This window comes from Methylocystis sp. Se48, from assembly GCF_056269425.1.
Window position 1 is genome coordinate 1,626,677 of record NZ_CM149850.1, and the last position, 13,764, is coordinate 1,640,440.

Sequence of the window (13,764 nt, forward strand, 5' to 3'; positions counted from 1 at the left end):
CGAGGCGCGGGCGCTATTGTCCCCGGCGCGAACGCGCCGCGAAGCGCACCGCCTCCTCGGCGGCGCGAAACAGCGCCATGGATTTGTTCACGCATTCGCGGTTTTCATATTCCGGCTCGCTGTCGTAGACGACGCCGGCGCCCGCCTGCACGTGCATCCTGCCGTCTTTCACGATGGCGGTGCGCAGCACGATGCATGTGTCCATCTGCCCGCCTGAGCCGAAATAGCCGATGCAGCCGCCATAGATGCCGCGCTTGTCGGTCTCGAGCTCGTCGATGATTTCCATCGCGCGCACTTTCGGCGCGCCGGAGACTGTCCCCGCCGGGAAGCCCGCCGCGAGCGCGTCGATGCAGTCGAAGCGATTGTCGTCCAGCTCGCCCTCGACATTCGAGACAATGTGCATGACGTGGCTGTAGCGCTCGATCGTGAAACTGTCGGTGACGCGCACCGTGCCGGTCTTTGCGACGCGCCCGACGTCGTTGCGGCCGAGATCAAGCAGCATGAGATGTTCGGCGCGCTCCTTCTCGTCGGCGAGAAGTTCGGCGGCGAGCCGTTCGTCCGCGGCCTTGTCCGCGCCACGCCAGCGCGTGCCGGCGATGGGACGGATCGTGACCTTGCCCTCGGCGACGCGCACGAGGATCTCTGGGCTCGAACAGACGATCTGAAAATCGCCGAAGTCGAGGAAGCACAGGAAGGGGGCAGGGTTCACGCGGCGCAGCGCGCGATAGAGCGCGAAAGCGGGCAGCGTGAAAGGCGCCGTGAAGCGCTGCGACAGCACGACCTGGAAAATGTCGCCCGCGCGGATGTATTCCTTGGCGCGCTCCACCATTTCGAGGAAACGCGCCTTCGGCGTGTTGGAGACTGGCTCCTGAGCGAGAAGCTGCGGATCGCACCCCGCGTCGCGATGGTCGAGCGGCGCCTCCAGCGTCGCGACGATCGCATCGAGCCGCGCGAGCGCGGCCTCGTAGGCCGCCCTGGCGGAAACGCCCGCGCGCGGGCGCGCCGGCGTCACGATGGAAATTTCATCCTTCACCGTGTCGAAGACGACCATCGCCGTCGGCCGCAGCAGCAGCGCGTCGGGAACGCCGATCTTGTCTTCTTTTGCGGGCGCCAGACGCTCCATTTGACGCACCATGTCGTAGCCCAGATAGCCGAAAACGCCTGCCGCCATGGGCGGCAATTGCGCCGCGGTAGACGGAATGGCGGACTCGGCGATGAGCTGCCGCAGGGCGACAAGCGGCGCGGCCGCGCAAGGCTCGAAGGCGTTGCGGTTCGAAAGCGCGTCACGGTTGATTTCCGCCCTGTCGCCCACGGCGCGGAAGATCACGTCCGGATTGAGCCCGATCATCGAATAGCGCCCGCGCGCCGCGCCGCCCTCCACGGACTCGAGGAGGAAGGCGGAGCCGGCGCGTTCGCGAGACAGCTTCAGATAGGCGGAGACGGGCGTTTCCAGATCCCCCACGAGACGGGTGACGACCAGCCGCGGACGGCCGGCGTCGTAGTCCGCGGCGAAATCGTCGAAATCTGGCTCGAACATGGGGCCGGTCACTGTTCCTTGCCCATTCCGATCGCGGCTTCGAGCGCCTTCTGATTGATGTCGACGTTGAGCGCCTTCTCGAGGCCGCCGACATATTGCTCCAGCAGATCGTTCTGAAGCGCGGGCTTGAGTTGCTCGGCGATGGTTTTCGACTCGATCGAGGTCGGATCGAAGGGCGGGGTCTGGGCGTCCTTGACGTGGAAGATGAGACGGCCGCCGTCAACGGTGACCGAGCCCGACCCGCCAGGCGCCACTTCGAAGAACTGAACGATCGTGCTCGTGGCGAATTCGGGGTTTTGGGCGCGCCTCACGTCGGTCGCGCGCTTTGCCTGGAGTCCCAGCGCCTTCGCCGCGTCGTCGATCGACTGGCCGCCCTTGATCTTGGCGACGATCTCGCTCGCCTTGGCGTCCAGCGCCTTCTGGGCGCTTTCGGCGCGCATCGCCTCGGCGACGGCGGCCTTTACTTCCTCGAAGGTCTTCTGGCGCGCGGGCTCGACGGCGTTCACCTCGAACCAGACATAGCCGCCGTCCCGCGTCGCGACCGTGTCATTGTCCACGCCCACGTCGGAGGCGAAGGCCGCCTTGATCAGGTCGGCGCCGGCCGGCGCGTCGATCGGCTTGCCATCCTTGTCGCGGCCTGCGTCGTCGATCGCGTCGATCGTGCGCGGCTGCATCCCGGCGGCGGCGGCGGCTTCCGCGAGCGTTTTGCCGGAGGTTCGCTGATCTTCGATGAGGTCGCGAAGGCGACGCACTTCCGGCATGGCGCGCTGGGCGGCGACTTCCTTCTTCAACTCGTCGGCGACTTGTTCATAGGTTTTGCTGTAGATCGCTGGCGAAATCTTCTTCACGACCGAAACCACCGTGCCGAAGGCGGTTTGCACCGGCTCGGCCACGCCGGGCTGCGCCAGGGCGAAAACGGCGGCGCCGACCTTGGGGTCGCCAAAATCCCGCTGCTCGACGAAGCCGAGGTCGACGTCCTTCGGATTGCGCTTGAGCTCGACGGCCAGCGCGTCGATGTCCGCGCCGCCCTTGAGTTTGGCTACGGCCTCCTCGACTTCCTTGTCGGTCTTGAAGACGAGCTGGCGAACCTCGCGCTTTTCGGGCGTCCCGTAGCGCTTGGCCTTGACTTCATCGTATAGCTTGCGGGCGTCGGCGTCGGACACATCGGCCGGCTTGGCGACCGTCGACGGGCTCACCTCCAGGACGGTGAGCTTACGGAATTCCTTGGCGCGGAACGTCTGTTCTCGGTCCTCGAAATATTTTTTCATCTCTTCTTCGCTCGGCGCGGCCGCGGCGCCGGCTGCGGAGACGGGGAGCACGAAATAATCGACCGAGCGCGCCTCGTTGCGGAAGCGATGAATCGCCTCGATCATCAGTTTCGGCGGTTCGACGCCGGTTATGACGACGTCGGTCAGGATCTTGCGCAGATAGGCCGCCTTCTGGTCGGCGACAAAGCTGCGTTCGGTGAAGCCGGCGTCGCGGGCGATCTGCTTGAAGCGTTCCGCGTCGAACTTGCCGTCCGCGCCCTGGAAGATCTTTTCCTTGGCGATGAGCTTCTGAGTGGTCTCGTCGCTCGCGGCGAGGCCGAGCTGGCGGGCCTTCTGGTCGAGGGCGAGGTCCGTGATCAGGCGCTCGAGAACCTGGAGATCGAGGCCCGCGCGATGCGCCTCCTCGGCGGTCACGGCGCGGCGCAGGCGCTGCTGCACCCGGCGCAGCTCGTTCTGGAAGGACGTGCGGAACTGGTCGACCGTCACCTCGCCGGAGCCGACGCGCGCCAGCCGCTGGGCGGTGAAGCCGCGAAAGACGTCGCCGACGCCCCAGATCGCGAAACTGACCACGATGACGCCCATCACAACCGCCATGATGGCGCGGCCGATCCAGTTCTGCGATGCGACGCGCAGGCCCTCGAGCATGATTTCCGGTTCCCTTTTTTCAAGCATTTCGGAGCTGAGCCACCCCATTTTGGCGGCGGACTATAGGGAGGGGAGCGGGCCGTGGCAATCAGCCGCGTGTAGAAGTTTCGGGCGCGTCGAAATGCGCTCTTGCGAGCTTGGCTGGACAGGCAGACTCTCCCGGTCGAAATCAGAGAAGCCGGACTGGTCGGAACGCCGTTCCGCGCCGGGAATTCGACGCGAGAGGGACCGCATGGACGAAACGAGGAATGAGATTGGCGCCGAGGCGGTCGAGGCTATCGAGAGACTGGGCGCGGACGCTGTGGAGGGCCAGGCGCAGGCCGCGGTAGCCCCGCCGGTTTCGAAGGTCGCCGGACCCGAGCCCCGGCGCGAGGACGTTCGCCGCCTGCGGGCCGATTCGGAGGCGATCCGTCACGCCTTCGAGACGGGCGAATTCCCGTATAAGACGCGGCTGTCCAATCGGGTCTACCTTGAGCATATGGAGTCGCTCCAGGTCGAGCTGCTCAAGGCCCAGAACTGGGTCAAGGAGACCGGCCAGCGGATCGTCATGCTGTTCGAGGGCCGCGACGCGGCGGGGAAGGGCGGCACGATCAAACGCTACATGGAGCATCTCAACCCGCGCGGGGCGCGCGTGGTGGCGCTAGAGAAGCCCTCCGAGCGCGAGCGCACGCAGTGGTATTTCCAGCGCTACATCGAGCATCTTCCCGCGGGCGGCGAGATCGTTTTCTTCGACCGCTCCTGGTACAACCGCGCGGGCGTCGAGCGGGTGATGGGCTTCTGTACGCCCAACGAATATCTTGAATTTATGCGCCAGTGTCCGCAGCTCGAACGCATGTTCGTCAATTCCGGCATCCGGCTCTACAAATATTGGTTCTCGGTGACGCGCGAGGAGCAGATGCGCCGCTTCCAGGCGCGCGAGACCGATCCGCTGAAACAGTGGAAGCTGTCGCCCATCGACCGCGCCTCCATGGACAAATGGGACGACTACACGGAGGCGAAGGAGGCGATGTTCTTCTTCACCGACACGGCGGACTCGCCGTGGGTGGTCATCAAGTCGGACGACAAGAAGCGCGCGCGCCTCAATTGCATGCAGCACTTCCTGTCGAGTCTCGACTATCCCAACAAGGATACGAGCGTCGTGCGCGGCCCCGACCCGTTGATCGTCGGCGCCAGCGCCCATGTCATCGGCCGCAGCGAGCATATCGTCGGCCGATCGCTGACGCTTGATCTGGAGAAGAGGCGGAGCCGGGTTTAGACGGCCGTATTCGACGCGGGTCGGGCGTCGGCGCGCGCGCCCCGCTCGTACCACCCCTTGCTGCGGTTCACGATCCAGCAGACGCTCAGCATCACAGGCACTTCGATCAGCACGCCCACGACGGTCGCGAGCGCGGCGCCGGAGTCGAAGCCGAAAAGGCTTATCGCCGCCGCGACCGCGAGTTCGAAGAAATTGCTGGCGCCGATCAGCGCCGAGGGACCCGCGACACAATGCGCCTCGCCGGTCACGCGATTAAGCGCATAGGCGAGCGCAGAGTTGAAATAGACCTGGATGAGGATCGGAATCGCGAGCATGGCGATGATCGCCGGCTGGCGTATAATCTGTTCGCCCTGAAATCCGAACAGCAGAACCAGCGTTGCGAGCAGCGCGACGAGCGACAGCGGGCCGATCTTCGCGAGCGCGCCGGAAAGCGCCGCCTCCCCGCCGGACGCCAGAAGCGTTTTGCGGATGAACTGCGCGATGATGACGGGAACGACGATATAGAGAACAACCGACAGAAACAGCGTGTCCCACGGCACGGCGATCGACGACAGGCCCAGCAGAAGCCCCACGATCGGCGCGAAGGCGACGATCATGATGGCGTCGTTGAGCGCCACTTGGCTCAAGGTGAAATGCGGTTCGCCCCTGGTCAGGTTCGACCAGACGAAGACCATCGCCGTGCAGGGAGCCGCCGCCAGCAGGATCAGGCCTGCGATATAGGAGTCGATCTGATCCGCCGGGAGATATGGCCGGAAGAGATGGCCGATGAAAAGCCAGCCCAGCAGCGCCATGGAGAAGGGCTTCACCGCCCAGTTGACGAAAAGCGTCACGCCAATGCCGCGCCAGTGACGGCCCACCTGCTTCAGCGCGGCGAAGTCGATCTTCATCAGCATTGGCACGATCATCAGCCAGATCAGCGCCGCGACCGGCAGATTGACCTTGGCGAATTCAAGCGCGCCGATCGCATGGAAAAAGCCGGGAAAAAAATGGCCCAGCGTCACGCCCGCGACGATGCAAAGTCCGACCCAGAGGGAAAGATAGCGTTCGAAGATCGTCATGACGATTTACTCCGCCTGGACGCGCGGATGCGTCGCGCCTTCCAACTCTCCGATCTCGCGCAGGCGCTTGCCGAGCGCGAGCCTGTCGAGACGGTGCAGTGGAATCGCGAGGAACTGTTCGATGCGATTCCTGAGATATCGGAAGGCGGTCGCGAAGGCGCGCTGTTTGTCGATGTCGGACCCTTCCACGGCGGCGGGGTCTTCGATTCCCCAATGGGCGGTCATCGGCTGGCCCGGCCAGACCGGGCAGATTTCACCCGCCGCATTGTCGCAGACTGTGAAGACGAAATCCATCGCCGGCGCGCCGGGCGCGGCGAATTCGTCCCAGCTCTTGGAACGGAAACCTTCGGCGGGAAAACCCATCTTTTCCAGCGTCAGCAGGGCGTAGGGGTTGACTGCGTCCTTGGGATGGCTGCCCGCCGAATAGGCGTTGAAGCGTCCTGCCCCGAGATGGCCGAGAATGGCTTCCGCCATGATGGAGCGGGCGCTGTTGCCCGTGCAGAGAAAAAGCACGTTGTAGGTCTTCTCGGTCATTTTGCGGTCTCTTCGCAGGTGGAAAGGAGGAGGTTTTCTGCGCTCGCGCAGCCGGCGCCGCCACAGCAGTCTTCGGCCATGAACCGCAACAGCGCGGAGAGGCGGGAGACGTCGGCGCGATACACGACGCTGCGCCCATTGCGCGCGCTCATCACAAGCCGCGCATGGGACAGGACGTTGAGATGCGCCGACAGGGTGTTTTGCGGCACGCCGAGCCTGCGAGCCAGTTCCCCCGCCGGAAGCCCGCCGGGCTCGGCCCGGACGAGCAGACGAAAGGCGTCAAGCCGCGTTGGCTGCGCGAGCGCCGCGAAGCAGACGAGAGCGGATTCTGATTCCATATTTCCAGATATATAGAAATAATAGTGACAAGTCGATGACGCCGCGCCCCTCCGCCGCATTGCGAGTTAACGGTCATCTGTTAACAGAGATCGCCGCCTCATAAGGATTCCGCTCATGACCCGACGCCCGCTTGTCGCCGGAAACTGGAAAATGAACGGTCTGCGCGCATCGGCTGCGGAATTTGCGGCGATGGGCGCGGCCTATGATCCGGGGCTGAAGGCGAAGACGGAATTGATTGTCTGCCCGCCCGCCACGCTCATCGGCCTCTTGGCCGAAGCGGCCGCCCGCGCTGGGATCGGACTGGGCGGGCAGGATTGCCACGCGGCGGCCAGCGGCGCCCATACCGGCGATATTTCCGCCGAAATGCTCAAGGACGCGGGTGCGGCTTATGTCATTGTCGGACACAGCGAGCGCCGCGCCGATCATGGCGAGACGAACGAGGCCGTCCAAGCGAAGGCGGCGGCCGCGTTACGCGCAGGGCTCACGCCGATCATCTGCGTCGGCGAGACGCGCGCCGAACGCGAGGGAGGCGACGCATTGTCCGTCGTCGGCGAGCAGATCGAGGGATCTCTCCCGTCGGAAGCGCCCGGAACCGTCGTCGTCGCCTATGAGCCGGTCTGGGCGATCGGGACCGGGCTGACGCCCACGCCCGCGGACGTCGCCGAAATGCACGCCTTCGCCCGCGAGCGGATCGAGGCGCGGCTCGGCGACGGCAAAGGCGACGCCGTTCGCATCCTCTACGGCGGTTCGGTGAAACCGGCGAACGCGAAGGAGCTGATGAGCGTTCCCAACGTCGACGGGGCGCTGGTGGGCGGCGCGAGCCTGACGGCGAAGGATTTTATGGCGATCGCCGACGCCTATCGGTGACGCTCTCGCGTCGTGGACTGTCGGTTTGACGCCGATCAATCATTTGGCTCGAGTTCGAAAAGGCATATTCCGTTGGTCCAACCGTCAGGCGATCGCTTTTTCGTGAATTTGAGAACCTTGTAGGACGGCGTTTCCCGGTAGCCGAGCGTTTTCGTCATCGCGGCGAAATCCGGTCCGTCCACGAGATATCTCCCGTCGCCCATGTTTCGGCAGGGGAAAGAGGTCGTCTGTCCCGCCTCGGCCATCGACGCGGGGCCAAGCGCGGCCAGCAGCGCGCCGGTAAACAGAATGTTTCGGTTCGGCATGGCGTTTATCTTGCGTCTCCTGCGATCGGACGCCGGCGGCGCCGAGGCTTGCCGCCCCGCGGCGCCGCCGGTATAAGCGCGGCGCTTATCCCTTTAGCACTCCAACAACGAGGCGATGCGCTCTCATGGCGATCGAACGCACTTTTTCAATCATCAAGCCCGACGCGACCAAGCGCAACCTCACCGGCGCCATCAATGCGATCATCGAGGGCGCCGGCCTGCGCATCGTCGCACAGAAGCGCATCCGCATGACCCGCGAGCAGGCCGAGACATTTTACGCGGTCCACAAGGAGCGTCCCTTCTTCGGCGAACTCGTGGACTTCATGATCTCTGCGCCGGTCGTCGTTCAGGTGCTGGAAGGCGAAAACGCCATCGCGCGCTATCGTGAGGTCATGGGCGCGACGAACCCCGCCAACGCCGCGCCGGGCACGATCCGCAAGGAGCACGCCCTCTCGGTCGGCGAGAATTCGGTGCACGGCTCCGACGCGCCCGAGACCGCGGCGGTCGAAATCGCGCAGTTCTTCTCGGGCAACGAGATCGTCGGCTGACGGGACCGTTCAAACGCCCCGGATCGGGCGGCCGGACTTGGTCCCGGCCGCTCTGGCAATCGGACCCTTGGACGCGATTAACCCAGGGCGCGCTCCGGGAAGAAACGCGCCATCATCCGGTCGCGATAGGCGACAAGGTTGGGCGCCGCCATCGCCGCATCGCGCGTCGGCGAGGCGGTTGCTTCGTCCATCAGCAGGTTCAGCATCGCGAAAACAGCGGCGTCCGCCGCGCAGGGGACCTCGCCCATGAGAAAGGGCTTGTCGCCGATGAGCGTCGCGAGCGCCTCCACGTCGCGCGCGCCGAGGATCGAAAGCTCGGCGTCGGTGAAGCGGCCGACGCCCATCTGCCAGAGGCGCTTCACAATCTGACGGCGGATCATCCATTTGGCGGGGGCGCGAATTGGCGCCGGCAGCATTCTGTCGAAAAATAACCCGATCCCCCGGGCGAAATTCGCATCGTCCCGCCAGCGCAGGCGCGCGATGATCCACAATAGATGATCCTCGCACATTTTTTCGATCGCCCAGCCCTGCGCGCGTTGGGCGGGCGACAGCCCCGCATCGAAGTCGACGCCGCGCGATTTCTCGAGATGGAAGCGGATGAAGGTCGAATCCGCGACGACGACGCCATTGTCCTCGATATAGGGCAACTTGCCCTTCGGCGCCTTCCGGAAACCGGTCGTGTCGACGACGTAATCGGCGCCGGCCATCTTCAGGAGGGTCATCGCCTTGATGACGAAAGGCGAAAGATCGGGGAGTCCCGGGGCGGGTCCGAAGCCGTAGATTTTGACCGTCATCGTCTCAATCCTCCCGAGGGGCGCGCAGCGACGCGTCGCTGCGCGCCAACGCCCCCAGCACCCGGTTGCCTTCGACCCGCACCTTGCCCGACGCCACCAGCCGGAGCGCCAACGGATAGATCGCATGCTCCTGCGCCAGCACGCGCGCGCCGAGCGTTTCGGGCGTGTCGCCGTCGAGCACGGGCACCGCGGCCTGGGCGACGATCGGGCCTTCGTCCATCTCGGGCACGACGAAATGCACGGTGCAGCCATGGATTTTCACGCCGTCCGCCAGCGCGCGCTCATGCGTATGCAGGCCGCGATAGGCGGGCAGCAGGGCGGGGTGGATGTTGAGCATCCGCCCGCGCCACTGATTGATGAACCATGGCGTGAAGAGCCGCATGAAGCCGGCAAGGCAGATGAACTCGATGCGATAGGCTTCGAGCATCGCCTGAAGCGACCGCTCGAACTCTTCTCGGCCGGCGTAAATCTTGTGGTCGACGGCGGCGACGGCGATTCCCGCCGCCTTCGCCTTCGCGAGGCCTGGCGCATCGGGGCGGTTGGAAAGCACGAGGGCGATCTCGGCAGGGAATTCCGGCGCCCGCGCCGCGGCGATCAGCGCGTCCATGTTGGAGCCGCGGCCGGAGATGAGAATGGCGGTGCGCAGACGGGTCATCATTCTTCCCCGGCCGTCAAGGCCGAAAGCCGGCGGGTCGCGCCTTCAGGATCACAAGCCCAGCGCGCCGTTCATGATGACGCGCTCGCCGGTTTTGGCCGCGATCGCCTCGCCGATCCGAACCGGCTTCTCGCCGGCGTCGCGCAGCGCCTTTTCGACCTCGCCGGCGCCGTCCCGCGCGGCGAAGACCACCATGCCGATCCCGCAGTTGAACGTGCGCAGCATCTCCGCTTCCGCCACCTCGCCTGTCTGTGCGAGCCATTTGAAGACGCGCGGAACCGGGAAGGCGGTGAGATCGAGCCTTACGCCGACGCCCCTGGGCAAGACGCGCGGCAAATTGTCGGGGAAGCCGCCGCCGGTGATATGCGCGAGAGCGCGGATGTGGGCCGTGCGCTTCAGCGCGGCCAGCGCCGGCTTTACATAGATCCGCGTCGGCTCGAGCAGGGCGCGGGCGAGGGTCATCTCGGGCGCGAAGGGGGCGGTGGCGTTCCAGGAAAGGCCGGTTTCCTTCACGATCCGGCGGACGAGCGAGAAGCCGTTGGAATGCACGCCGGACGAGGGGAGGCCGATGGCCACGTCGCCCGCCTGAACCTCGCGCGGCAGCAGGCTCCGGCGCTCGGCGGCGCCCACCGCGAAGCCCGCGAGGTCGTAATCGCTTCGGGCGTAAAGGCCCGGCATTTCCGCCGTCTCTCCGCCCAGAAGCGCGCAGCCCGCTATTACGCAGCCGTCGGCAATGCCCTTGACCACAGAGGCGGCGACGGCCGGATCGAGTTTGCCGGTCGCAAAATAGTCGAGAAAAAACAGGGGTTCGGCGCCCTGCACGATGAGATCGTTGACGCACATGGCGACAAGGTCGATCCCGATCGTGCCATGCAGGCCGGATTCGATGGCGATCTTGACCTTGGTGCCGACGCCGTCGTTGGCGGCGACGAGAACCGGATCGGCGAAACCGGCCGCCTTGAGGTCGAAGACCCCGCCGAATCCGCCGATCTCGCCATCGGCGCCGGGCCGGCGCGTCGCGCGGATGGCGGGGCGGATCATCTCGACGAGACGATTGCCGGCGTCGATATCCACGCCCGCGTCGGAATATGTGAGCCCTTTGGCTTTCTGTTGCATCTCGCTGTCCCGTCGGGCCTCCCGCCCGCTGGGGTAAATGGGCGAAAGGCGCGGCGGCTGTCAAATTGTCAGCAATCCATTAGGCTCATTAGGCTCATGTGCGTTTGCACAATCCTCTATTGCGGCGCGGCAGCTAGAAACGTCGTCGACAGGAGACTCTCCCGATGAAATCACGCTCGACTCTCAACGATCTGTCCGAGGCGCGGGACGCCGGCGTCATCGACGCCGACACCTTCGACCGGCTTGCCCGCTTCTTCGCCGCGCGTGTCGCCGCCGCCCCGTCCGGTTATCAGCCGCCGCGCTATGATTTCGTGCATCTGCTCTGGTATGCGGGCGCCCTCATCGTGCTCGGCGCCATGGGGCTCTTTTCCACGACCGCCTTCGGCCTGTGGGGCGACAAGGCGCTGCTGACGACGGCGCTCGTCTATGCGGCGGCCTTTACGGCCGGCGGCGCGCATCTCTGGCGTCGCGACCTGCGCACGCCGGGCGGGCTTTTGGTCGCCTGCGCGGTCGGCATGGCGCCGCTCGCCATCTTCGCGTTGCAGTCGCTCTGGGGTCACAGCCCGATCGACGCGCCCGGCGGCTATCGCGATTTCTACATCTGGATCAAGTCGAGCTGGCTGCCGATGGAACTCGGCACGATCTCGGCTGCGCTCGTCGCGCTCTGGTTCTTCCCGTTCCCCTTCCTGACCATGATCATCGGCTTCTGCCTGTGGTTCCTGTCCATGGATTTGACGCCATGGCTGATGGGCGTCGAGGAATTTTCATGGGAGCAGCGCGCGACGGTCAGCATGTATTTCGGTCTTGCGACGATGGCGCTCGCCTGGCTCGTCGATCTCAGGATCTGGAGAAACGGAGACTTCGCTTACTGGCTGCATCTAGGCGGTCTCCTCGCTTTCTGGGGCGGGCTGACCGCGCAGCACAGCGGCGATGAATTCGGCAAGGCTGTCTATTGCGCAATCAATGTCGGACTGGTGTTCCTGTCGCTATTCCTGATGCGCCGTGTCTATGCGACCTTCGGCGCGATCGGCGTGACCATGTATCTCGGCCACCTCGCGAGCGAAGTGTTCAAGGATTCGATCCTTTTCCCCTTCGCCCTCTCGGGCATCGGAATCCTGCTGATCGCCTTCGGCCTGTTCTTCCACAAATACGGACCGAAGATCAGCGGCGCGCTGGGAGACGTGTTGCCGGAGCATCTGCGTGGACTGAGGCCAGCCCACGCGAGAGAGGCGTGACGCGCACGACCTATCGAATGGAGAGCGGCAGCGTGTAGCCGGGAACGTAGGCGCTCTTGCCGACCGATCCGACAATGACGTTCTCTTCATAGATGCCCATGCAGGCGCCCGGCAGGCCCACCGATTTCAAGTTGATCCTGACGAGCGGACGCTTCGCGTAATAGATCGTGCCGCCGAGGCTCTTGCCGGGTTCCGGCGTCCTCGGATAGGCGTCGAAATAGGCGAAGGCCGGGAAGCTGTCCGCGCGGGCGTAGCGCGGGCCGGAACAATCCGTCGTCGGATAATAATAAACCGGGCTCGCGCCCGCCGGCGTGGAAAGACCGAAGCTGTCGATTTTTAGCAAAGCGTCGCCGTCGGCGAATTTGACCAGCACTTCGTCTCGACCGACCAGCGTCCCAACCGCCTTCCCATTTGCGTCCACCACCCGCGGGCCGGATGACGCAGTTTGGGACAGGGCGGAACCGGCAGAGGCGAGGCCGAGAGCTGCGGCCAGGACCAAGCTTTTATGAAATCTTGACATTTTTGACTTCTCCCGAATTTGCGCATCTGCGGCGCATGTAACAGTCACGGCAAGGCTTGCGCCGTTGGAGGCGAAGCCGGGGTCGGGGGAGCGAATTGTCGGGGTTAAGGTTATCCGCTGAGCGCGGCGATCCGGGCCGGCGCCGCAGTTTTCGGCGCGCGGCCGGGGAATCATTGCGTTTTACCCTTCAGGCGCGTATATAAGCGTCATTCCCATCATGGACGGTCGAGCCTATGGGGTCGCCAGCGCGAAGGAGGCGCGGCGCCGGACGCTCCCGCCATGCCCGCGACCCAAGGAGATTTCCAGGATGAGCAACGCCCCCTTGATGCCGAAGGCGACGGCAGTCTGGCTCGTCGAGAACACATCATTGACCTTCGATCAGATCGCCGAATTCTGCAAACTCCACCCCCTCGAGGTGAAGGGCATCGCCGACGGGGAGGTCGCCGCTGGCATTCGCGGCCACGACCCGATCACTTCGGGCCAGCTCACGCGCGAGGAAATCGCGAAGGGCGAGCGCGACCCGAGGCATCAGCTTCGGCTTTCCGTGTCGAAGGTCGTCGTTCCCGAGGTCAAGAAGGCGCGCGGGCCGCGCTATACGCCGCTCTCCCGCCGCCAGGATCGCCCGAACGCGATCCTGTGGCTGGTGCGCAACCATCCGGAGCTGAAGGACGCGCAGATCATGCGTCTCGTCGGCACCACCAAGGCGACCCTGAAAGCGATCCGCGAGCGAACGCACTGGAATTCCGCCGCGCTCACGCCGATGGACCCGGTGACGCTCGGTTTGTGCTCGCAGATCGATCTCGACTTCGAGGTCAATCGCGCGGCGAAGGATCGTCCGGCGGTGGTCGAGGATCAGGGCCAGACGCTGATGCCCGCCGCCCTGACGACCAACCTGCGCGAGCCGGCGACGACCGAGGAGCTTTTCGGCAAATCCGCTCCCGCGCGTCCCTCGAACGAGGACGACAATTTCGACGCCGACCGCGTTTTCGGCCGGCTCAAGGATCTCGATTTCGGCGAGTAAGCAGTTTCGCGTCATGGCGGCGGCTGGCGGGAAGTTGCATATATCCTGCTAGGCGTCGCCTGCTTGC

The 13,764-nt window shown here is 65.0% G+C and carries 15 protein-coding genes; 5 read left to right on the forward strand and 10 right to left on the reverse strand.

Annotated elements, in window-relative coordinates:
- Positions 1-13 precede the first annotated feature (13 nt).
- Together trpE and ACV959_RS07950 are read right to left on the reverse strand one after the other, a co-directional pair.
- Positions 14-1,537, reverse strand: a complete 1,524-nt coding sequence (trpE, locus tag ACV959_RS07945; protein ID WP_475739335.1) for an anthranilate synthase component I — start codon at positions 1,535-1,537, stop codon at positions 14-16.
- Positions 1,538-1,545: 8 nt separating this feature from the next.
- Complete coding sequence (locus ACV959_RS07950; RefSeq protein WP_475739336.1) at positions 1,546-3,450, reverse strand: SurA N-terminal domain-containing protein; 1,905 nt, start codon at positions 3,448-3,450, stop codon at positions 1,546-1,548.
- Between the two features lie 232 nt (positions 3,451-3,682).
- On the opposite strand from ACV959_RS07950, the gene ppk2 reads away from it, so the two are divergent.
- Positions 3,683-4,705, forward strand: a complete 1,023-nt coding sequence (gene ppk2 / locus ACV959_RS07955) for a polyphosphate kinase 2 (RefSeq protein ID WP_475739337.1) — start codon at positions 3,683-3,685, stop codon at positions 4,703-4,705.
- Here the strand turns inward: ppk2 and arsB are convergent.
- From arsB to ACV959_RS07970, 3 genes are read right to left on the reverse strand one after another with little or no spacing between them, the layout of a single operon-like run.
- Positions 4,702-5,763 (reverse strand): ACR3 family arsenite efflux transporter, encoded by a 1,062-nt coding sequence (arsB, locus tag ACV959_RS07960; RefSeq protein ID WP_475739338.1) that lies wholly within the window; start codon positions 5,761-5,763, stop codon positions 4,702-4,704. The genes ppk2 and arsB overlap by 4 nt on opposite strands.
- A gap of 6 nt (positions 5,764-5,769) precedes the next feature.
- Positions 5,770-6,297 carry an arsenate reductase ArsC gene (locus tag ACV959_RS07965; protein WP_475739339.1) on the reverse strand — a complete coding sequence of 176 codons (528 nt, stop codon included), beginning with the start codon at positions 6,295-6,297 and terminating at the stop codon, positions 5,770-5,772.
- Positions 6,294-6,635, reverse strand: a complete 342-nt coding sequence (locus ACV959_RS07970) for an ArsR/SmtB family transcription factor (RefSeq protein WP_475739340.1) — start codon at positions 6,633-6,635, stop codon at positions 6,294-6,296. Before ACV959_RS07970 ends, ACV959_RS07965 begins: the two co-directional genes overlap by 4 nt.
- Positions 6,636-6,750: 115 nt before the next feature.
- On the opposite strand from ACV959_RS07970, the gene tpiA reads away from it, so the two are divergent.
- Entirely contained in the window at positions 6,751-7,503 is a 753-nt protein-coding gene (gene tpiA, locus ACV959_RS07975) for a triose-phosphate isomerase (protein ID WP_475739341.1), read from the forward strand.
- Positions 7,504-7,538: 35 nt separating this feature from the next.
- Here tpiA and ACV959_RS07980 read toward each other — a convergent pair whose 3' ends face one another.
- Positions 7,539-7,808 (reverse strand): hypothetical protein, encoded by a 270-nt coding sequence (locus tag ACV959_RS07980; RefSeq protein ID WP_475739342.1) that lies wholly within the window; start codon positions 7,806-7,808, stop codon positions 7,539-7,541.
- A gap of 125 nt (positions 7,809-7,933) precedes the next feature.
- Here ACV959_RS07980 and ndk point away from each other — a divergent pair, with 125 nt between their 5' ends.
- Positions 7,934-8,356, forward strand: coding sequence for a nucleoside-diphosphate kinase (gene ndk / locus ACV959_RS07985; RefSeq protein WP_475739343.1), 423 nt, complete (start codon positions 7,934-7,936; stop codon positions 8,354-8,356).
- A gap of 77 nt (positions 8,357-8,433) precedes the next feature.
- Here the strand turns inward: ndk and ACV959_RS07990 are convergent, their stop codons facing one another.
- From ACV959_RS07990 to purM, 3 genes are read right to left on the reverse strand one after another with little or no spacing between them, the layout of a single operon-like run.
- On the reverse strand, positions 8,434-9,150 hold the full coding sequence (locus tag ACV959_RS07990) for a glutathione S-transferase family protein (protein WP_475739344.1): 717 nt from the start codon (positions 9,148-9,150) through the stop codon (positions 8,434-8,436).
- A gap of 4 nt (positions 9,151-9,154) precedes the next feature.
- Positions 9,155-9,805, reverse strand: coding sequence for a phosphoribosylglycinamide formyltransferase (purN, locus tag ACV959_RS07995; protein WP_475739345.1), 651 nt, complete (start codon positions 9,803-9,805; stop codon positions 9,155-9,157).
- 51 nt (positions 9,806-9,856) lie between these two features.
- The gene (gene purM, locus ACV959_RS08000; protein WP_475739346.1) at positions 9,857-10,921 is read right to left on the reverse strand and encodes a phosphoribosylformylglycinamidine cyclo-ligase; all 1,065 of its coding nucleotides are present in this window, start codon (positions 10,919-10,921) and stop codon (positions 9,857-9,859) included.
- A 164-nt stretch (positions 10,922-11,085) separates the two neighbouring features.
- Here purM and ACV959_RS08005 point away from each other — a divergent pair, with 164 nt between their 5' ends.
- On the forward strand, positions 11,086-12,156 hold the full coding sequence (locus ACV959_RS08005; protein ID WP_475739347.1) for a hypothetical protein: 1,071 nt from the start codon (positions 11,086-11,088) through the stop codon (positions 12,154-12,156).
- Between the two features lie 10 nt (positions 12,157-12,166).
- On the opposite strand, the gene ACV959_RS08010 is transcribed toward ACV959_RS08005, so the two are convergent.
- Positions 12,167-12,529 (reverse strand): hypothetical protein, encoded by a 363-nt coding sequence (locus ACV959_RS08010; protein WP_475739348.1) that lies wholly within the window; start codon positions 12,527-12,529, stop codon positions 12,167-12,169.
- Between the two features lie 454 nt (positions 12,530-12,983).
- On the opposite strand from ACV959_RS08010, the gene ACV959_RS08015 reads away from it, so the two are divergent.
- Entirely contained in the window at positions 12,984-13,697 is a 714-nt protein-coding gene (locus ACV959_RS08015; RefSeq protein ID WP_475739349.1) for a DUF1013 domain-containing protein, read from the forward strand.
- Positions 13,698-13,764: the final 67 nt, after the last annotated feature.